Raw genomic sequence first — 20,066 nt, 5'->3', positions numbered from 1 at the left:
GGGGCAATCCGCCGTCCGGTTGCTCAAGGGAATGCCCACGGCGGGTTGCGCCTGCGGCGCGAACCCGCCCTACGGGTCAGGCGCCCGCTACGCGCTCAGCTTTTCCATGATCTCGTCGGCGATCTCGTAGTTCGCCGCCACGCGCTGCACATCGTCGTTGTCATCCAGCACGTCCAGGAACTTCAGCAGCGTTTTCGCCGTGTCCTCGTCCACCGGCACGGTGCTGTTGGGCCGCCAGTCCAGGCGCGCCGCCTCGGGCTCGCCCCGGGCCGCCGTCATGGCCTCGCGCACGGCGTTCAGGTCGTCGGGCTGGCAGTAGATATCATGGCCCTCGTCGTCGCTGACGACGTCGTCGGCGCCGGCCTCGATCGCCGCCTCCAGCATCGCGTCGGCGTCGCCGGCCCCGGCCGGATACCGCAGATAGCCGACGCGCTCGAAATTGAAGGCCACCGAGTTGGTTTCGCCCATCGTCCCGCCGTTCTTGTTGAAGGCGGAGCGCACCTCGGCGGCGGTGCGGTTGCGGTTGTCGGACAGGCATTCGACGATCACCGCCACCTGCCCGGGGCCGTAGCCCTCGTACCGAAGTTCTTCCAGCGTGTCGGTGTCGGCGGTCGAGGTCGCCTTGGCCATCGCCCGCTCGATGTTGTCCTTGGGCATCGAGGCCTGCTTGGCGGCGGCGATGGCGGCGCGCAGGCGCGGGTTGGCGTCCGGATCGGGCGAGCCCGTTTTGCAGGAGACGGTGATCTCGCGCGCCAGCTTGGTGAACAGCTTGGCACGCTTCGCGTCCTGACCGCCCTTGCGGTACATGATGTTCTTGAACTGGGAATGACCGGCCATGGTCCCTCTGGATCCCTGTCTGTTCATGCGGCGATGATGGCATCCCGAATACACCAGATGCCCGGACGATGCCAGAGGCACACCTCTCGACACCGCCGGTCCCGGGGTGCTCGACACCCCGCGTGACGGGACAGGGCCGAACGACCGCCCACCCGGCAAGATGGTTTCCGGGAACCCAGTGCCGAAAAGACTGTGTGCACCGCGGAATTCTTATGATAATGAAGAGTAAAGCCTAGCAGTCTTCAGCCTATCGCTGTCGCGCCTGGGAGTCGTGTCTGTCGGCACTGTCGGCCGGGTGTGCAAAGCGGGATGGCGGGGCGGCCGACGAGGCAAGCTGTCCCTGTCCGCCTACCGGTATCGAGAGGGTCGGATCATGTCTCGTGTGCTCTCGTCATTCCGCATTGCCATCGTTCTGCCGCTCCTGATCGGCTTGGTTGCGCTGGTCACGGTCGCCGTCAGCGGCACCCTGGCCAATCTTCGCGCCTCCGCCGACCTGACCGCCCAGGCGGAGGAGAAGCTGATTGCCGTCCGCGAGGCCCGCGAGGCCGCCCTGGCGGTGTATTTCAAGCACCTCAGGGACGACCTGCATGTGGTCGCCCGCAACCCGCTGGTGTCCACGGCCCTGGTGGACTTCACGACGACCTATGACAGGATTGAGGATCAGGCCGCCGGCGGAGACGTCGTCACGCAGCTTCAGGAGGCGTACATCCATGGCAATCCGAATCCCGTGGGAAAGAAGGACGAACTGCTGTCGGGAGCGGATGGGACAGAGTACGACGACGCGCACGCCATCTATCATGAATGGTTTCGTGACCTGCAAAGAACGCGCGGTTATTACGACGTGTTTCTGATCTCGCCGGGCGGCGTCGTCGTCTATACGGTGTTCAAGGAACTCGACTTCGCCACATCCCTGGTGGACGGCGAATGGGCGGACACGGGCCTGTCCCGCGTCTACCGGCGCGTGGCGGCCGATCCCCGGCCCGACGTGCTCGCTTTCGTCGACCTTGAGCCGTACGCGCCGTCCCATGACGCCCCGGCCGGATTCATCGCCACGGGGGTTTTCGACAGCGAAGGGGCATTCCTCGGCGTGCTCGCCTTCCAGCTGCCGATCGACCAGATCAACGTCATCATGCAGATCGAGGCCGGTCTGGGCCGGACGGGGGAAACCTATCTCGTCGGCGAGGACATGCTGGAACGCAGTGACTCGCGGTTCTCGGAGGAATCCACAATTCTGGTTCAGACCGTCGACACGGAAACGGCCCGCGCCGCCCTGAGCGGAGAGCAAGGGGTCGCGCGGGTGACGAACTATCACGGCGAGCCGGTGATCTCCGCCTACGGTTTCGTGGATTTCGAGGGCGTGCGCTGGGGCGTCCTGGCGGAGGCGCAGGTGGCGGAAGTCCTGGCCCCGGTCCGTGACCTACAGCTGTTCATGAGCGTGGCGGGACTTGTCATCGTCGCTGTGGTCAGTGTGATCGGCGTGCTGTTCTCGCACACCATCACGCGGCCGCTCGCCGCCATGACCGGCGCCATGGGCCGGCTGGCGGAGGCCGACCTGACGGTGGAAATCCCGGCCACCGAGCGCCGCGACGAACTGGGCGACATGTCGCACGCCATGGAGATCTTCAAGGCGCACTTCCGGGACCTGGAGGAGATGAAGGCGACCCAGGACCGCGAGCGACGGGAGGCCGAGGCGGCACGGCGCCGCAGCCTGCTGGAGATGGCCGACCGGTTCGAGAGCGAGGTGTCCGGTGTCGTCTCCGCCGTGTCCTCCGCCGCGAGCAGGATGGAAAAATCGGCCCGCTCCCTCGCCGACACCGCCGAACGGACCAGTCAACGGGCGACTGACGTCGCCGACACCGCCGATCAGACCTCGAACAATGTGCAGACGGTCGCTACCGCCACCGAGGAACTGGCGGCGTCGGTCCACGAGATCGCCCATCAGGTCGAACAGGCCAAGTCGACCGCCGCCGGCGCGGTGGTCGAGGCCGGCCAGACCACCGATGTCGTCCGGGCGCTCGATCATGCGGCCAACCGCATCGGGGAGGTCATCAGCCTCATCAACGACATCGCCAGCCAGACCAACCTGCTGGCGCTGAACGCCACCATCGAGGCCGCCCGCGCCGGCGACGCCGGCAAGGGCTTCGCCGTCGTCGCCAACGAGGTCAAGGCCCTGGCCGGCCAGACCGCGCGTGCCACCGAGGAGATCGGCCGGCACATCGGCGACGTGCAGTCCAACACTCAACAGGCGGTCACCGCCATCGAGCGGTTCGCGGACACCGTGGGGCGGATCGGCGAGATTTCCACCACCGTCGCCGCCGCCGTGGAGGAACAGAACGCCGCCATCGGCGAGGTCAGCCGGAACACCGCCGAGGCCGCCAGCGGTACGCAGGAGGTCAGCCACTCCATCGCCGGTGTCACCGACGCGGCCAAGGAGGCCGGCGGCGCGGCCCGGCAGGTTCTGACCGCCGCCGGAGAGCTCAGCCAGCGCGCCGCCGATCTCTCGACGGCCGTCAACCGCTTCCTGGACAGCGTTCGGGCGGGGTAATAGGCCGCACCCGCGCGGCGCCATCTGTCTTGACCGGACGGCGGAACGGGTGAACTCTGATGGTCGGCCGGGATGATCGGTCATAACCGGGATGATCGGTCATGAACCGAAAAGGGACCAAGCCGATGGCCGAGGGAAAACCGGGCGCGGCAGCGCTCAGCAACACGCAACTGGCGGATCGCCTGAAAATGGCGGCCGCCCTGGACCCTTTCCTCCAGGGTGTTCAGAGTGGCGCCCAGCAGGCTCGCGGGTCGACGCTCCAGACCGGGCACCGGCAGCCGGGTGGGCCGGTCACCCCCGGACAGGCCGGTGCCGCGCGGGAGGCGCCACGGGGTGGCGGCTTTCGGACATCAACCGGCTATGACCTGTCGGGCGTGGCGGCCCATAGCGGCGGTCAGGCCGCCCAGGCAGCCAACAGCCTGGGCGCCGCCGCGTTCAGTTCGGGCGGGCATGCCACGTTCGGCAGCGGGACCTTCAACCCCGGCAGCCACGCCGGTCAGGCCCTGGTGGCCCATGAACTGGCGCATGTGATGCAGCAGGGACGCACCGGCGGCGGGCGCGGCGCAGGCTCGCGCTGACCGCGACGGAGTGGGGGGCGTTGAGTCAACGCCCCGCAGCCGCCACGAAGGCCCGAAAGATGGCGGTGTCCGCCGGGTCGATGGCGTATTCCGGATGCCATTGCACGCCCAGGCAGAAGGGCCGCAGGGGATCCTCGATGCCCTCGATGACGCCGTCATCGGTCCAGGCATTGACGGTCACTCGCGCCGACACGCTCTTGACCGCCTGATGGTGGGCACTGTTGACCGCCGCCGTGGTCTGGCCGGTGATGCGCCCCAGCAAGGTATCCGCGCGGATGGTGACCGTATGGCCCGGCTCGGTGCGCGGGTTGGGCTGCTCGTGGGCCAGCGCGTTGGGGACTTCATCCGGAATGTGCTGGATCAGCGTGCCGCCCAACGCCACCGCCAGCAATTGCTGGCCGCCGCAGATGCCCAGCACCGGCAGATCGCGGTCCAGGGCGCCCCGGAGAATGGCCATCTCAAAGTCGGTGCGGCCTTCCTTCAACACCACGCTGTCGTGGCGCGTTTCGGCGCCGAACAGCGCCGGATCGACGTCGAACGCGCCGCCGGTCACCAGCAGGCCGTCGATCAGGTCGAGATAGTGCACCGCCAGATCCGGCCGGTGCGGCAGGATCAACGGCACGCCGCCAGCCTCCGCGACGGCATCGGCGTAGTTGCGGCGCAGCGCATACCAGGGCAGGGCCGAATACCCGCCGCCGTCCTCCGCGTCGGCGGTGACGCCAATCACGGGTGCATGTTCGAACGATTTGGACTTGGACTTCCCCACCGTTCTTAACCCTTCCCGCGTTCCAGGACCGGACGACCCCGGCCTCGCCATCCCCGATTCGACCATCCCCGATTCGAGTAGGGACGGTGATGACAGATCGGGCGCGCCGGCTCAAGCATCACCGGTCTGGCCCTCCCTCCCGGTTTCCGGAAGACTCGCACCGCACCAAGGGGGCGTGCTTGGCCGGATCGCGTGTGCCCGGGCGGCCGGGGCCGTGCCGGAACTCCACAAAAATGATGCAAAAATATCCGCATTGACTGAAGCGAAGTCCGAGCAAGGCCGTCGCGAGTACCCGTTCCGGCGAATAGCAGGGCTGTCTTTCCGCGCTTCCACATCGAAAGGCATATGCCATCAGTCAGGTGCGTTTTTACACCATATGGGGCATGTCACGCGGGGTGGATCTGGCGTATTCAGGAAAAATGCAGTGCGTTCTCCTGAACGCAGACCGTGACGGTGTCGCCGGCACGATCGACCTGCCAGGAAACCGCCAGCCCGGCAAACAGAATGGCAGGATCGGATTATCGCGGTCCACCAACGAGACACGAGAGAGGGACAGACCATGCTTGACAACGGCACCTCGCGCTCTTCCGCCTCCACCGGCTCCGAGACCGCTTCCGACTCCGCTTCGGCGAGCACGCCGAGCGATGCCGCCACCCAACAGCTTGCCCAGGCCATCACGGACGCGGTCGTCCTGACCGCTCCGGCCGCAGGCGAGACCGCCGTCACCGTGGACCCGGGCGTGGTCTATCGCGTCGCCGAGGGCGCCGCCATCACGGGCATTGCCCAGGAAGGCGGCGATCTGCTGGTGACGTTCGAGACGGGTGGCACCATCCGCCTTGTCGACTATCTGGTGTTCACGGCTGACGAGGCCATCCCGTCGCCCGTCCTGCAGGTGCCGGAAGCCCTGATGGAGACCGGGCAGGCGGCGACTGGACAGCCGGTCGTGACGATCGACGCGGCCTATCTGGCCAGCATCGGCCTGGACCTGGAGGCCGGACTGGCCGCCGCCGGCACCCCCGGAGCGGGCACGCCGCTCGCGACGCCGGCCCCTGGTGCCGCCGGCGGTGGTGGTGCCGGGTTCAATCTGTATTCCATCGGTGCCATCGGTGAGGGCATCAATCCGCTGGACCTGCTGGGCGATCTGGATTTCGGATTCGCCGGCCCGGCCGGGGTCGAGCAGTTCGAGGCGCCCGAACCCGGCGTCAGCCCCCTTCTGGCGCAGTCCGTGGCGCCCGATCTCGCCGTGGGGACCCTCTCGGTCAGCTTCGTGACCGCCGCGACCGACGTGGATGTGCCCGACGAGCGGCCGAGGGACTTCAACGAGTCCGGCGGCGACGACTATGAGCCGAGCTGGGTCCAGGGTGAGTACGCCGGCGTCTTCGAGGACAGCATGCCGAACGCCGACGAGGGTTGGTACGTCAAGGCGTACGGCCGGCTGGTGGTGGAGCTGACCCCGGAGGACAACGAAACCTTTGCGCCGGGCAGCACCCTGACCGTCGCGCCGGCGGCCGCGTTCTTCGCCGGCGATCAGGCCGACTATCCGACGCCCGCCGATTTCGAAAGCGGGGACGGCACCATCAATCTGGACACCATCCGCACCAGCATCGGCGAGGACGGCTACGAAGGCTGGCTGATGGTCATCGGCGAGCCCGGGACCGAGGGCGCGCAGTTGGTCGTGCCCAACGCCGACGGCGAGTTCATCGTCTCCGTCGAGGACATCGGCAACATCTACCTGATCCCGCCGCAGAACGGCGACACCGACGTGCCGTTCTCCGTGAGCGCGACGATCTACGATCCGGACTCCGGCGATCTCGCCGTCATCACCGGCGAAGGCACGGCGATTCTCGACGCCGTGGCCGACAAGGCGGAGTTCAAGGAAGGCCCGTTCGAGCCGTACCGCGACGGCGACCATGAGTGGTCGGACGACTTCAACGAGGACGGCTACGTCTCCGGTGCCGACTACGACAACGGCGACCCGCACTTCGTGACCAGCTACAATGAGGACAACGCCCGCTACAGCCACTTCAAGGGCGAGTACCGGGACGGCTGCCCGGTCTTCGGCGTGGGCTTCATCACCGGCACCCCGGACAAGGACGGCTCCGAGGGGATCAGCCAGGTGGTGCTCAGTTTCGCCGATCTCGATCTCGATGACGGCGCCTCGGTGTGGTTCGGCTTCGAAAAGCTCACCGGCGGCTCCGGTCAAAGCCCCCAGTCGACGCGGGTCGCGCCCGAGCAGGGCGGCCCGCAGACGGTGATGCTGTGGGGCATCGTCGCCGGCGGATCGCCCATGGGCCAGTGGATCATCGCGGATGTCACCGTCGGCGAGGACGGCTCGATCACCTTCGATAACTTCTCGTATTCGCTGTACGACAGTGAGACCGAAGAGTGGGTGGAGGTCAGCGGTGACGACGCCCGGGTGCTTGACCTCAGCCTGCACGGCCTGAACGTGCATCTGCCGCAGCACTCCGACGACGACTTCACCATGAACGTCGAGGTCACCACGGTGGATCACGCCACCGACGACGAGCTGACCGACGACAACAACACCGCCGTGTCCGAGGCCAGCTACCACTACGACATCAAGGCGGTGGCCGACGCACCCGACATCAGCATCACCAAAAGCTGCCGCGAGGGCGACCACGGCAAATTCTATCATGAGGGTCCGTGGTGGAACCAGACCGCCGTCTACGAAGTGGAAGAGGACGCCCAGGGCTACTGGTGCGGCAAGCAGATCATCGACCTGCCGACGATTGATGTGGACTTCCCGGACCAGGACGGCTCGGAGGCGCACTGGGTCAAGATCGAGCTGTGCGTCAAGCCAGGCGACGGCTGCATCGACGCCTACGATTCGCCGGAAGGCCCGATGATCCTGGGCTACATGCAAAACGGGCACTTCGTGGCGCTGACGTCTCTTGACGGGGCTTGGTACCAGAACGGCGCCTACTGGATCTCCGAAGAGGTGATGAACCAGTACGGCGACGACCTGATGTTCAAGGGCCCGGCCGACTGGTACGGCGACGTCGATGTGACCGTGACCGGTATCGCCCGGGAGATCGACGTCGACAACGACGTGCCGACCGACTGGTGGCCCTGGAACGACAGCGACGACATCCGCGACGAGTGGGCGACCACCGAGAAGGAAGTCACGGTCCGCGTCGACTCCCGGCCCGACTTCACTGAACGAGGCGGCCCGGAGACGGCCTATCTGAACGAGTCGGAGATCGAGCCGCAATGGGGCGACGACCAGGGCTCCGAACAGCCCGACGGCAACCCCTGGCCGGAGAGCTTCACCGGCGATCTGAACGTCGAGTTCGGCAACGACTGCTGCGGCGCCCGCTTCGCGGTCAACCTCGAGGCCCTGAACGAGACCCTGAGCGGCAACGACTGGGGTTCCGAAGGCCGCGACCTGTATGCCGTCTCCGACGGCAACGGCGGCGTTCTCTTCTATGCCTCGGTGCCGGGCCTGTACAACGACGAACTGGTGATGAGCCTGTCGTTCAACCAGGATCCGACCAATCCCCAGTACACCGTCAAGCTGTTCGACAACATCGACCATGACGCGGCGTGGTACACCGATCTGGCCCGCATCCTGAACGTGCCGTTCACCGCCACCGACCGCGATGGCGACACGTTGGACGGCACCATCAAGATCGTCATCAACGACGACGTGCCGACGGCCAAGGCCGAGACCAACAGCACCCAGGAGGACCCGTACGGTTTGGTGGGCTTCGCCAACGGCGATCTGGATTTCGTGCCCGGGGCCGACGGCGCCGAGGTGACCGACGTCCAGATCATCGACCACGGGTTGTGGAACGGCGTGCAGGTGCACGACGGCGAGCCGGGCGGCCTGCCGACCACGCTGACGTCGCACGGCGAAACGGTGGACGTGCAGACGACCACCGAGAACGGGGCCGTGGTGGTGCGCGGCATGGCCGGCGACACCCTCGTCTTCACCCTGACGGTCCAGCCGGACGGCAGCTATGTGTACAAGCAGTTCGAGGCGCTGGATCATCCCGACCAGAACCAGACCGAGGGCGATGACCCGCTGAACCTGGCGTTCAGCTACACCGTGACCGACGGCGACGGCGATACCTCGACCAGTACCCTGACCATCACGGTCAAGGACGACGGGCCGACGATCCACTGCACCCAGGACGGCTACGTCAACGAAGACGACCTGCCGACCGGCAACGACGAGTACCAGCCCAAGGAAAGCCTGGAGGTCACCGGCAACCTGGGCATCAACTATGGGGCCGACGGCCCGGCTGAGGGTTCCTTCCCCTCCGTGATCCTGACCGGTCTGCCCCAGGGGCTGACCTCGGGTGGGCACCCCGTCTACTATGTCCCGCAGTCCGGTGGCGGCCTGATGGCCATGGCCGCCGGCCAGCCGGTGTTCTCGATCTCGCTCGACAGCAGCGGCAGCGGCTCCTACACCTTCACACTGCTCGGCCCGCTGGACCATCCGGACGGTGACGGCCAGAACACGCTGGACCTGGACTTCGGGTTCATCGCCAAGGACTACGACGGCGACACCGCCAGCGGCGAGTTCACCGTGACCGTGCGTGACGATGTGCCCTGGGCCTTCGCCTCGTCGGCCGAGACCACCGAAGACATGCCCGACGTGCCGTTCGGTGTGTTCGCGACGGCGGAGGGTGACCTGCAGTTCCGCGGTGGCGGCGACGGCGCCGGTGTGAGTGATGCCGTCGCGATCGACGTCGTTCCCTGGGTGGACGGTCACCAGGTGGTTGACGGTGACGACACCTTCTTCGGTTGGCCGATCCCGGTGGACCTGGAGGCCCTGGACCAGCAGATCACGGTCGACAAGACCATGATCGGCGACAACATCGTGCTCACCGGCACGATCGGCCAGGCGCCGTTCGTTCTGCCGGTGTTCGTCCTGACCATCGAGCCAAACGGCCACTACACCTACAACCAGTACCTGCCGCTCGATCACCCCGACACGGGTGAGGTCGGCGGGGCCGATCCGCTCAACCTGATCTTCGGCTACAAAGTCACCGACGCCGACGGCGACACCAGCTGGGCGCCGCTGACCATCACCGTCAACGACGGCGGCCCGAGTGCCGGCGACGACACCGACGCGGTGGTCGAGGGCGAGTGGACCTACGGATTGGTGACCGTGAACGACGACCCCGGGGCCGACTTCCTGGCCTCCGTCACCAAGGTCAACGGGGTTGACGTGCCGACCACCGGCGTGGCGACCGTCCAGGGGCAGTACGGCGTGCTCTACATCAACGCCAGCGGCGGGTACGCCTATCAGGCCTACAGCAATCTCGACAACGCCGACGGGGTGACCGACACCTTCACCTACACCCTGACCGACGCCGACGGCGACCCGGTCCAGGCGACCCTGACCATCGATATCGCCGACGGCGAAGGTCCGACGGTCGAGATCACCAAGAAGGGCGGCGATGACACGCCGGTCAACGGTGACGACGACAGCGTGCCGGATGATCCCGACGCGCCGACAACGGACAAGGACACTCCGGCGTCCACCGTGCTGCTGGGCCTGCAGGTTCAGGAAGCCGACATGGACGACAGCGCCAACGGCACGGACCGCGATGCCGGCCAGATCACCTTCAACGCCGGAAGCGACGACCTGTCGGTGGCCTTCGCCGATCCCACCTCGGGCATTCAGGTGGAGGGCATCGACGAGACCCTGACCTGGTCGAAGAACAGCAACGGCCATTTGGTGGCCAAGGATGCCAGCGGCAATACCGTGCTCGTGGTGCGGCTGGTGCCCGTGGGCAACGATGCCAACGACGGCGACTACGAGGTCCTGAACGGCGAAAGCGATGCCTTCAAGGTGGTCGCGGTCCTGAAGAATCCGGCGCAGCACGACCTGGGTGACGGCGACATCGAGATCAGCGGCATCCAGGTGGTCGGCACCGATACCGATGGCGACACGGCCACCGCCTATGTCTCGGTGACCGTGGAAGATGACGCGCCGGTGGCCGAGGATGACGTCGCCGGGTGCATCGTGGAAGACACCGAAGGCGCGCTGACCGGTAACGTCATTACGGGCGAGGAAGGCCCGAACAATGCCGGCATGAACACCGGCTTGGTGGCCGACGATGTCGGCGCGGATGTGCCGGGGACGATCACGGCGTTCACGTACATGAATGCCGATGGGGTCGAGACGACATATTCCTTCGCGGACGGTGAGTCCTCGAAGACGGTCGAGACCCAGTACGGCACCCTGAAGATGTCCTCGAACGGCGACTACGAATACACGCCGAAGGACAACGTCGATCAGTCCGTTGACGACGTGACCATCGGCAAGGAAGATGGCCAACCCGGCGACATGGATACGGCCTGGGCTGGCATCACTGTGACCGCGTTTGATTTCGTTGAGTTCGATCCCTCCAATCCGCCCACCGGTGACGCCAGTCTCGTGACCTTTGAGAACAACGGCATCGGGGTTGAGGGGACCGGTCACGGCAACACGAAGGTCCCCGGTCAGATCAACAACGGCAGCGAGGACAACCAGACCCAGGGTCTGATCGTGAACCTGGGCGAGGACGCCAGCGCGGCTTCGTTCACGGTCTCGAACCTGTACCAGACCGAGGATGCCGGCGAGACCGGGCACTGGTACGCCTATGACGGCGAGGGCAATCTGGTGGGCGACGCCGCCTTTGTCCTGCCTTCGGGCAATGTCGGCACCGTCGAGGTTGTGACCGACACGCCTTTCCAGACCCTGGTGTTCACGGCGGATCCGTATCTGGACGGAACCAATACGCAGAACGACTCCAGCGACTACTACCTGCGCAGCATCACCTACACCCCGGTGCCGGCGCCCGTGCAGGAAAGCGTCGAGTACACCCTGACCGACAGCGACGGCGACACCAACACCGCGACCGTCACCTTCTGCGTGAAGGACGGCGAGGGGCCGACGGTGACGTATGCCGATCCCCAGGCCGACTCGCTGGACCTGACCGTCGAAGAGGCTGAACTGAATACCGAGGGGTCCGGTTACGGCGACGGCTCGAACGAGGATGGGGAGACTGACAGCGGTGTCCTGACCTTCACGGCCGGCTCCGATCCCATCGACGGCTTCACGTTCGGCGATACCGGAGAGATCGAGGTCGAGACCGGCCTTGAGAACGACCCGTTGCCGCATCTGGTCTGGATCGGCACCGGCACCGATACCCTGATCGGCTACCTGGACGGCGAGCCTGCCCTCCGGTTGACCCTGACCGAGAAGGACACGGTGGCCGGCACCGTGAAAGTCACCGCGACCCTGCTGGAGGCGTGGCCGCACGAGGATGGTGTTGATGGCTCCAATGGCCCCAACGCCGACGACCTGACCGTCACCGGCATCAAGGTGGTGGCCACCGACATTGACGGCAGCACCGGCACGGCGATCGTGGACGTTACGGTCGTGGATGACGAGCCCGACATCTCGGCGACCATCGAGGACGCCTATACGGAGCAGCAGGGCGACGACACCGATGCCGTCAACGTCCTGTTTGGCGAGACCATTGAAGGCACCCTTTCCGCCGACTTCGGGGCCGATGGAGCCGGCGACGTGACGGCCACCGTCACCATCGACGGCACCGACTACGCGGTGGGCTCTGACGGCAGCGTGGCGGGGGGGCTGGGCACCCTGACCTGGGATACCGATGCCGGAACCTGGAGCTTCGATCTGTCCGACACCGTCGAGGCGGGGAGCACCGTCGGCGTCACCTTCTCCATCGTGGACAGCGATGGCGATACCGACGCCGACACCGAGAACCACACCGTGACCTTCTCGGTGGTCGAGGACAACGCGCCGCCGGTGGCGGAGGATACCTCCAACTCCGGTGTCCAGGGCTCGGTGATCGAGCTGACCCTGACGGGGACCGACAACGACGGGTCGGTGACCCACTTCAACCTTGATCCTTCGACGCTGACCAACCTCGACGGGTTCTTCAGCACCGATCCGAACGGTACCAGCCAGATCGACGAGACCACCGACATTCCGGCGTCCGGCGGTCAGGCCACCATCTACTTCCACCCGAGCACCGACGCGGCGAACAACCCGGCCGATGACTCCACCGTCTCCGGCGCGTTCAAGTACACAGCGGTGGACGACGACGGCGAGACCTCGACGGAGGCGACCGGCACGATCACCTATACCGACGTCGGCCCGACGGCGGTGGATGACTATGAGACCCTGACGGAAGGCACCACCTCGGTCGAAACGGTCAACCTTGTGATCGTTCTCGATACGTCGAGTTCGATGGACAGCGACAGCGGTAGTTACGGCAACGGCCTGATCGACACCGACGGCGACGGCACTCCGGATACCACGCGTCTGGCCCTTGCCCAGCAGGCCATCGCGAATCTGATCGCCACGTACGGCGATGCGCTGCAAAGCGTGAAGGTCGTGACGTTCGACGATACCGCGCAGGCCTACAACTGGACCTCGGGGTCGGGCGCGGTCTCGATCATCAACGGTGTGAACACCGCGCCCTACACCGACTATGACTCGGCGCTGGCGGCCGTTCAGAGCAACTACAACACTCCGGGCGATCCGGCTCCGGCGGCGGACAAGACCTACCTGTACTTCCTGTCGGACGGCAATCCCGCTGGCACAGATGGCGGCGACTCGAACGCGATCAGCGACTCCGAGCAGGCGGCCTGGTACGACTTCCTGCAGAACCAGAGCAGCATCGATGACGCCTACGCCGTCGGCGTGGGACCGGGCATCAGCGACACCAGCCAGCTTGGAAAGGTGGCGTGGTCTCGGGACGGGGACTACCTGGACGACGACAACGTCTTCCTGGTGACCGATGACACCCTGCTGTCCGAGGTTCTGGAAAGCACAGTGCCGCCGACCACCACCGGTGACGTCACCGCCAACGACGATCCCAACCTGGACGGTTCGGCCGCGCCGAAGCTGGTGTCGGTGACCTACGACGGCACCACGTATACCTTCGACTCGACCCACACCTCGTTCACGCTGGGCCTGGGCGATGCCGGTGAGGTCACCATCAACGATGACGGCACCTACGAGTACACCGCCGGCGAGGATGTCGCGGACGATGTCACGGCCGAGGTGGACTACGTGATCGAGGATGCGGACGGCAGCCAGGCCGACGCCACCCTGTACCTCACCACCGCCGACAGCAGCGAGGTGACGGCGGTCAGCGATACCGTGACGGTGTTGGGAACCGCCAGTACGGTCTATCCGGGTGTGGCGACGACCGTCGGCTCCACCGATGTCTACAGGAATGTCGGCATGTCGCCGGACACCTTCGCCCAGGCCGCCGCGGTTCTGCTGATCTCCGGCAACCTGTTCGACAACGACAGCCTGGGATCGGAGGGGGCCTCCGTTGCCTCCATCGGCGACGGAATCAACACGGGGGCTGCGGTCTCGGATGGTGGGGCCTATGACGGCTGGCTGCACCTGGCGAACGACCACGGCGACCTCTACGTGGACCCGGACACCGGCGACTATGCGTTCGTTCCGGACGACAGTAACCCGCCCACGGACGGGACCTCGATCGCGTTCACCTATACCGTCGAGCAGCCTGACGGCGATCACTCGACGGCCACCCTGACCATCAACTATGCCGGCGACATTGACGATGATAACTCCGGGATCCCGACGGAATCCGCCACCCTGGTGGCCTCGAACGGTGGCGGCGTGACGCTCACCGGCGGGGACGGCGACGACCACCTGATCGGCGGGGCTGGCGACGACACCCTGGAGGGCGGCGAGGGCTCCGACACCCTGGAAGGCGGGGCCGGCGACGACACCCTGATCGGCGGCGCCGGAAACGACTACCTGGACGGCGGCGAGGGCGCCGATACCCTGACGGGCGGCGAAGGCAACGATGTGTTCATGGTCGGTGACGGGGACATCATCGAGGACTTTGCGTTCCTGACCGGTGGCGAGAAGGACGTCATCGACCTGGATGCCCTGTTCGATGCCCTGGACTCGGGCGCGGATGCGGACACGTTCGACGTGGATGTCGATCAGAAGTCCGGCGGCACTGCCAACGACTTCACCGTGACGGTCACCGCCGAGAACGGCAGCGACGCATCCTTCGACGTCACGGTCGAGAACGGCATGACGCAGCAGGAACTGGAAACCCTGATCGCCAACCAGAATGGGGCGAACGACACCCCGAACGTCTGATCCCCTCCCTGGGATCATCCGGCTCACCTCTCGCGGGGCGGCTCTTCGGAGCCGCCCCTTTTTTTGGTGCGCCGGCCGCGCCCGGCCCGGAAATCGTCCGCGCCCCCTTGCCATGGCGGCCCCGCCCGGCCGAATATCCCGGCGAGCACGCGCGACGAGGGGAGGGGCTGGTGCCGATCCATGAGATGACCGACGAGGAGCGCTATCTGGCGCCGCCGCGTCACGGCCAGCTTGCGCTGACCACCGCCGGGTGGGTGCTGGGCGGTCTGGCCGCCGCGCTGCTCGTCACCCTGCCGTCTCCGTGGCAGGCTCAGGCACTGGCGCTGTACACCGACACCTTCGGCGCGCCGAAGCCCGTGGACGGCGTGGTGCCGGGGCCGGTGGTGAACACCCAGGGCGTCGTCGTGTTCGGGCTGGCCGGGCTGATGGTCGGGTTCGTCTCCTCGATCCTGACCGACCTGTTGTACGGCATTCCCAAAATTCACCTGCGGTGGAGCGTTCTGCCCCTGATCCTGTTGTGGGGGGCCGCGCTGGGGGCCTTCGCCCTGGTCGGCTTTCCCTTCGCCGCGCCGGTGGTGGGCGGCCTGATGGGTTGGCTGCGCGCCGCCGGCTTTTCCGCCTTCGGCCGGCGGGTGCAGGCCATCGTCTGGGTCGTGGTCACGGGCCTGATGTGTGCCGCGCTCGGCGTGCTGATGATCCTGCGCCCGGACCTGGGCACCGTTGTCCGTTTTTCATAGGCGTGGCATGAGCGAAACCACCTTCACCATCACCACCATCGGCGTCATCGGCGCCGGCGCCTGGGGCACGGCGCTGGCCGCCACCGCGCGGCGCGCCGGGCGCGCGGTCCACCTGTGGGCGCGCGAGCCGGAGGTCGCGGCGGCCATCACCGCGACCCGCGCCAACCCCGACTTCCTGCCCGGCATCGACCTGCCGGAGGGCCTCGCGGCGAGCACCGATGCCGCCACCGTGGTCGGCGTGGCCGACGCGGTGCTTCTGGTCACCCCGGCGCAGCACCTGCGGCGCGTCTGCGCCGATCTCGCGCCGCACTGGCGCCCCGGCCTGCCCGCCGTGATCTGCGCCAAGGGCCTGGAGACCGAGAGCGGCGCCCTGATGGGACAGGTCGTGGCCGAAGCCCTGCCCGACACGCCCCTGGCCGTGCTCTCCGGCCCCACCTTCGCCGCCGAGGTCGCGCGCGGCCTGCCCACCGCCGTCACCCTGGCCTGCGCGGATCGGGCCTTGGGCGAGGCGCTGGTGACCGCGCTGGGCACGCCCACGTTCCGCCCCTACTGGAGCGACGACGTCACCGGCGTGCAGGTCGGCGGCGCGGTCAAGAACGTGCTGGCCATCGCCTGCGGCATCGTCGAGGGACGCGGCCTGGGCGACAACGCCCGCGCCGCGCTCATCACCCGGGGATTGGCGGAGCTGTCGCGGCTGGCCGCCGCCATGGGCGGGCGGCCGGACACGCTGATGGGGCTGTCGGGGCTGGGCGATCTGATGTTGACCGCCACCTCCATGCAGTCGCGAAACTACTCGCTGGGGGCGGCGCTGGGGCAGGGCCGGACCCTGGACGAGGTGCTGGGGGAGCGCCGCTCCGTGGCCGAGGGCGTGCATACCGCCCGCGCCGTGGTGGCGATGGGCGAGCGGCTGGGCCTCGACCTGCCGATCAGCGGCGCGGTGGACGCCGTGCTGTCGGGACGCGCCGACCTGGATCAGGCCATCGCCGGCCTGCTGTCCCGCCCCTTCCGCGCCGAACCGGAGGTCTGAGCGCCCGCGTCCGGGGTTGGCCGGGGGTCTCCGGGGCTGCTAGGGTGTCCGTCGATCCTCTTTCCCCGCACCGGAGCATCCCCGCCGATGATGTTCGTGATCTACTGTCTGGACAAACCGAACAGCCTGGACCTGCGCCTCAAAACCCGCGAGGCCCATCTGGCCCACGCCAGGGCGCACAACGCGTCGATCAAGCTCGGCGGGCCAATGATGACCGACGACGGGGAGGGCATGGTGGGCAGCCTGATCGTGGTCGACATGCCGGATAAGGCGGCGGTCGAGGCCTTCGTGCGCGACGATCCCTACTATCAGGCCGGGTTGTTCGAGGCCGTGCTGATCCGGCCGTTCAAGCAGGTTCTGCCGGCCCCCGCGTGAGGGGTGGTCCGCCCCCGCCCACAACAGGAGCCTGCCGCATGCTGTGGATGATCAACTGCGTCGATGTGCCCAACAGCGCGCCCCTGCGGGCGGCCCATCGCGATGCCCACTTCACTCACCTGGAGGCGCACGCCGATCGTCTCGTGATGGTCGGACCCTTGCAGAACGACGCCCGCACGCTGAGCGTCGGCAGTCTGCTGGTGGTCGAGTTTCCCGACCGGGACTCCGTGGTGGCGTTTGCCCAGGCGGATCCGTTCAATCGGGCGGGCGTGTTCGCGTCGGTGACCATCTGCCCGTTCCGGCACACCCTGCCGTTGGACGGATAGGGGGAGGGACACAGGGTGGCTCACTGGCTGCTGAAATCGGAACCCGGCGCGTGGTCGTGGGACGATCAGGTCCGCGTCGGCACCGAACCCTGGGACGGCGTGCGTAACCATCAGGCGGCCAACAACATGAAGGCCATGCGCGTCGGGGACACCGCCTTTTTCTATCACTCGGTGAATGAGAAGCGCATCGTCGGCATCGTTCGCGTGGTGCGGGAATACCATCCGGACCCGTCCGATCCCAGCGGCCGGTTCGGCATGGTGGAGGTCGAGGCGGTGCGCCCCCTGCCGAACCCCGTGACGCTGGCCACCATCAAGGCTGACCCGCGCCTGGCCGACCTGCCGTTGATCCGCCAGTCCCGGCTTTCGGTGATGCCGATCCCGGACGATGCCTGGGCCATCCTGTGCGGTCTGGGGGGCCTGTCGGAGGATCCGTGATCCACTTCCGCGCTTGATGGGTTTATCTGGAGCCCGGGGTGATCACCCTCGTTCCGGGATCCACGAGAGCCGACGCTCCCGTGGGGGAACGCCGGCTTCGCGGTCACTGGGTGAGTGAGGAACGCCGCGCCGCTGTGGGGCCAAGCAAATCGTCGTCGCGATCCGTTCCGGATCGCTCGGGATTTGCTTACGCGGCGCGGACGTCAGCCAAAAACTTCTCCACCATCGACTTCAGCATGGTGGACTGTTCGTTCAGAGAGTTGGTGGCCTGGAGCACACTATCGGCCGCCGTGCCCGCCTCGCGGGCCGCCTCGGTCACGCCAACGATGGTTGACGAGACTTCCGTCGTGCCCTGGCTGGCCTGCTGGACGTTGCGCGCGATCTCCTGGGTCGCCGCGTTCTGCTCCTCGACCGCCGAGGCGATGGTGGAGGTCACCTCGTTAATCCTGTTGATGATCTCCGTGATGCCCTCGATCGCCGAGACGGCGGTCTGGGTTTCGGTCTGCACCGAGCCGATCTGACGGCCGATGTCCTCGGTCGCCTTGGCGGTCTGGCTGGCGAGGCTCTTGACCTCGTTGGCCACCACGGCGAAGCCCTTGCCGGCATCGCCGGCCCGCGCCGCCTCGATGGTCGCGTTCAGCGCCAGCAGGTTGGTCTGGTCGGCGATGTCGGTGATGAGGTTGACCACCTCGCCGATCTTCTGCGCCGAATCGGCCAGCCCGGCGACCACCTTATTGGTGCGGTCGGCCTCCGCCGCCGCCTTGGCGGCGATGTCGCTGGACTGCTGCACCTGACGGCCGATCTCGTTGATGGACGAGGACAGTTCCTCAGCCGCAGAGGCCACCGTCTGCACGTTGGTCGAGGCTTCCTCGGAGGCGGCTGCGACCGTGGTCGCCTGGGAATTGGTCTCCTCGGCGATGGAGGCCATGCTTTCGGAGGTGGACTGAAGCTGGGTGGCGGCGGCGGCGACGGCTTCCAGAATGCCGCTGACGCCCCGGTCGAACTGGTCGTTCAGGGCTGCGATGCGCTTGGCGCGCTCATCGCGCTTGCGCGCCTCCTCCAGTTGATCGGCCTGCATGCGGTCGGCCTGCTGCATGCTGTCCTTGAAGATCTGCACCGCCTTGGCCATGTCGCCGACCTCGTCCTTATGGTCCTGGGCGGGGATTTCGGCGGCGTAGTCCTTGTTGGCCAGACGGCCCATGACGGCGGTCATGGCGTGGATCGGCTTGGTGATGCCGGCCCCGATGGTCCAGGCGGCGGCGACGCCCAGCACGATGGCGATCACGGCGACGACGATGGTGATGGTGATGGTCTGGCTGATGGCGGCCATGGCCTGCGGGCCAAGGGTGTCCTGCTGCTCCTTGACCTCCAGCTTGAAGTCCTCGACCTGCTGGGCGACGCGGGGGCCGATGACGTCCAGTTGGCCGGACATGATGCCGTCTCGGGTGTTGATGACCGTGATGACCTTGTCAAAGGCATCGGCGTAGAGCTCCTTGGCCTCGATCGCCTCCTGCATGAGCTGGCGCCGGCCCGGATTCTGAAGGGCTGCGTTCAGGTCTTGGATGTCGTCGTCGAAGTTACCGAGTTCGACCATGGCGCGGTCGGACGAGGCTTTTGCATTGTCCTCCAGGAACTTTTGGACGTACAGGCGGCCCAACAGCAGGTTCCGCAAGACGAGCCCGGTCAGATAGGCGGCTTCGGCGTCCTGATCGTCGTAGGCCGACCGCATGATTTCGGTGAGCGTCCGTTCGATTGCGATGCCGGTTTCCACCAGCGTGTCGTTCAGGTGAACGCGCTCCGCATGAAGGTCGGTGATCTGCTTGAACCCGGCGGTGTAGTCGTCCACCTCGCGACGCATCTGGTCGAGCAACTGCGAGGCTTCCGGATCGACGATCAGCGCACGGGTTGTGCCAATGAACTCGCGCGTGGCGTCGGCCCGCTCTCTGACTTCATCGATGGACGCCTGATCGCCCTTTCTGATGAAGGTCAGTACGCCCATGCGGGCCATCAGCATGTTGGCCTGGACACGGCCGATCTCGTTGGCGGAGCGAGCGAGGCTGCGATACTCGTCGAAAATGCCGCCGATACTGTTTAACTGGATAGTGGTCACCGCGCCGAGGATGACCAGAAGGGTCAAAACAACGCCGAACCCACCGTACAACTTGGGACCAATCCGTATCGACTTGAGCATTTGCTGCCCCTTTCTTTCCCTTACCCATTGACGACAACCATGCGATTGCTCGCAAACGCAGTGCCCACCGCGAGGTTTGCTCCACTATGGCGCCCCACGCCATTT

General features: G+C 66.7%; 11 protein-coding genes. 8 read left to right on the top strand and 3 right to left on the bottom strand.

All coding sequences use genetic code 11. The features are described 5' to 3' along the window. Nucleotides 1–87: 87 nt before the first annotated feature. Entirely contained in the window at nucleotides 88–837 is a 750-nt protein-coding gene (locus BLS85_RS14035; RefSeq protein ID WP_092787364.1) for a YebC/PmpR family DNA-binding transcriptional regulator, read from the bottom strand. A 373-nt stretch (nucleotides 838–1,210) separates the two neighbouring features. On the opposite strand from BLS85_RS14035, the gene BLS85_RS14030 reads away from it, so the two are divergent. Both BLS85_RS14030 and BLS85_RS14025 read left to right on the top strand, forming a co-directional pair. Next, nucleotides 1,211–3,382, top strand: a complete 2,172-nt coding sequence (locus BLS85_RS14030) for a methyl-accepting chemotaxis protein (protein WP_092787363.1) — start codon at nucleotides 1,211–1,213, stop codon at nucleotides 3,380–3,382. Between the two features lie 101 nt (nucleotides 3,383–3,483). Continuing rightward, the gene (locus tag BLS85_RS14025; RefSeq protein WP_092787362.1) at nucleotides 3,484–3,960 is read left to right on the top strand and encodes an eCIS core domain-containing protein; all 477 of its coding nucleotides are present in this window, start codon (nucleotides 3,484–3,486) and stop codon (nucleotides 3,958–3,960) included. Nucleotides 3,961–3,985: 25 nt separating this feature from the next. Here the strand turns inward: BLS85_RS14025 and BLS85_RS14020 are convergent, their stop codons facing one another. Then, entirely contained in the window at nucleotides 3,986–4,687 is a 702-nt protein-coding gene (locus BLS85_RS14020) for a gamma-glutamyl-gamma-aminobutyrate hydrolase family protein (RefSeq protein ID WP_245699241.1), read from the bottom strand. A gap of 598 nt (nucleotides 4,688–5,285) precedes the next feature. Between BLS85_RS14020 and BLS85_RS14015 the strand changes: the two genes are divergently transcribed. The 6 genes from BLS85_RS14015 (at nucleotide 5,286) to BLS85_RS13990 (ending at nucleotide 17,770) form a co-directional block, all read left to right on the top strand. Next, a complete protein-coding gene (locus tag BLS85_RS14015) occupies nucleotides 5,286–14,870 on the top strand; it encodes a T1SS-143 repeat domain-containing protein (RefSeq protein WP_092787361.1) in 9,585 nt (3,194 codons plus the stop codon). A 170-nt stretch (nucleotides 14,871–15,040) separates the two neighbouring features. Then, entirely contained in the window at nucleotides 15,041–15,607 is a 567-nt protein-coding gene (locus tag BLS85_RS14010) for a hypothetical protein (RefSeq protein ID WP_092787360.1), read from the top strand. A gap of 7 nt (nucleotides 15,608–15,614) precedes the next feature. Then, a complete protein-coding gene (locus tag BLS85_RS14005; RefSeq protein ID WP_092787359.1) occupies nucleotides 15,615–16,634 on the top strand; it encodes an NAD(P)H-dependent glycerol-3-phosphate dehydrogenase in 1,020 nt (339 codons plus the stop codon). Nucleotides 16,635–16,721: 87 nt separating this feature from the next. Next, on the top strand, nucleotides 16,722–17,009 hold the full coding sequence (locus BLS85_RS14000) for a YciI family protein (protein ID WP_092787358.1): 288 nt from the start codon (nucleotides 16,722–16,724) through the stop codon (nucleotides 17,007–17,009). A 38-nt stretch (nucleotides 17,010–17,047) separates the two neighbouring features. Next, nucleotides 17,048–17,335: a YciI family protein gene (locus tag BLS85_RS13995; protein WP_092787357.1), complete on the top strand. Its 288-nt coding sequence runs from the start codon at nucleotides 17,048–17,050 to the stop codon at nucleotides 17,333–17,335. Between the two features lie 15 nt (nucleotides 17,336–17,350). Continuing rightward, nucleotides 17,351–17,770 (top strand): EVE domain-containing protein, encoded by a 420-nt coding sequence (locus BLS85_RS13990; protein ID WP_092787356.1) that lies wholly within the window; start codon nucleotides 17,351–17,353, stop codon nucleotides 17,768–17,770. 187 nt (nucleotides 17,771–17,957) lie between these two features. Here BLS85_RS13990 and BLS85_RS13985 read toward each other — a convergent pair whose 3' ends face one another. Then, entirely contained in the window at nucleotides 17,958–19,961 is a 2,004-nt protein-coding gene (locus BLS85_RS13985; protein WP_092787355.1) for a HAMP domain-containing methyl-accepting chemotaxis protein, read from the bottom strand. Between the last annotated feature and the right edge of the window lie 105 nt (nucleotides 19,962–20,066).

This window comes from Rhodospira trueperi (assembly GCF_900101965.1).
Lineage (GTDB): Bacteria > Pseudomonadota > Alphaproteobacteria > Rhodospirillales > Rhodospirillaceae > Rhodospira > Rhodospira trueperi.
Note: the sequence above shows the minus strand (reverse complement) of the source record. Positions and strands in the feature narration are given on the sequence as shown.

Bases quoted from the DNA above. Each gene is read 5' to 3' on its own strand.
- BLS85_RS14035 (WP_092787364.1), bottom strand. From the start codon at position 837: ATGGCCGGTCATTCCCAGTTCAAGAACATCATGTACCGCAAGGGCGGT.
- BLS85_RS14030 (WP_092787363.1), top strand. From the start codon at position 1,211: ATGTCTCGTGTGCTCTCGTCATTCCGCATTGCCATCGTTCTGCCGCTC.
- BLS85_RS14025 (WP_092787362.1), top strand. From the start codon at position 3,484: ATGAACCGAAAAGGGACCAAGCCGATGGCCGAGGGAAAACCGGGCGCG.
- BLS85_RS14015 (WP_092787361.1), top strand. From the start codon at position 5,286: ATGCTTGACAACGGCACCTCGCGCTCTTCCGCCTCCACCGGCTCCGAG.
- BLS85_RS14005 (WP_092787359.1), top strand. From the start codon at position 15,615: ATGAGCGAAACCACCTTCACCATCACCACCATCGGCGTCATCGGCGCC.
- BLS85_RS14000 (WP_092787358.1), top strand. From the start codon at position 16,722: ATGATGTTCGTGATCTACTGTCTGGACAAACCGAACAGCCTGGACCTG.
- BLS85_RS13995 (WP_092787357.1), top strand. From the start codon at position 17,048: ATGCTGTGGATGATCAACTGCGTCGATGTGCCCAACAGCGCGCCCCTG.
- BLS85_RS13985 (WP_092787355.1), bottom strand. From the start codon at position 19,961: ATGCTCAAGTCGATACGGATTGGTCCCAAGTTGTACGGTGGGTTCGGC.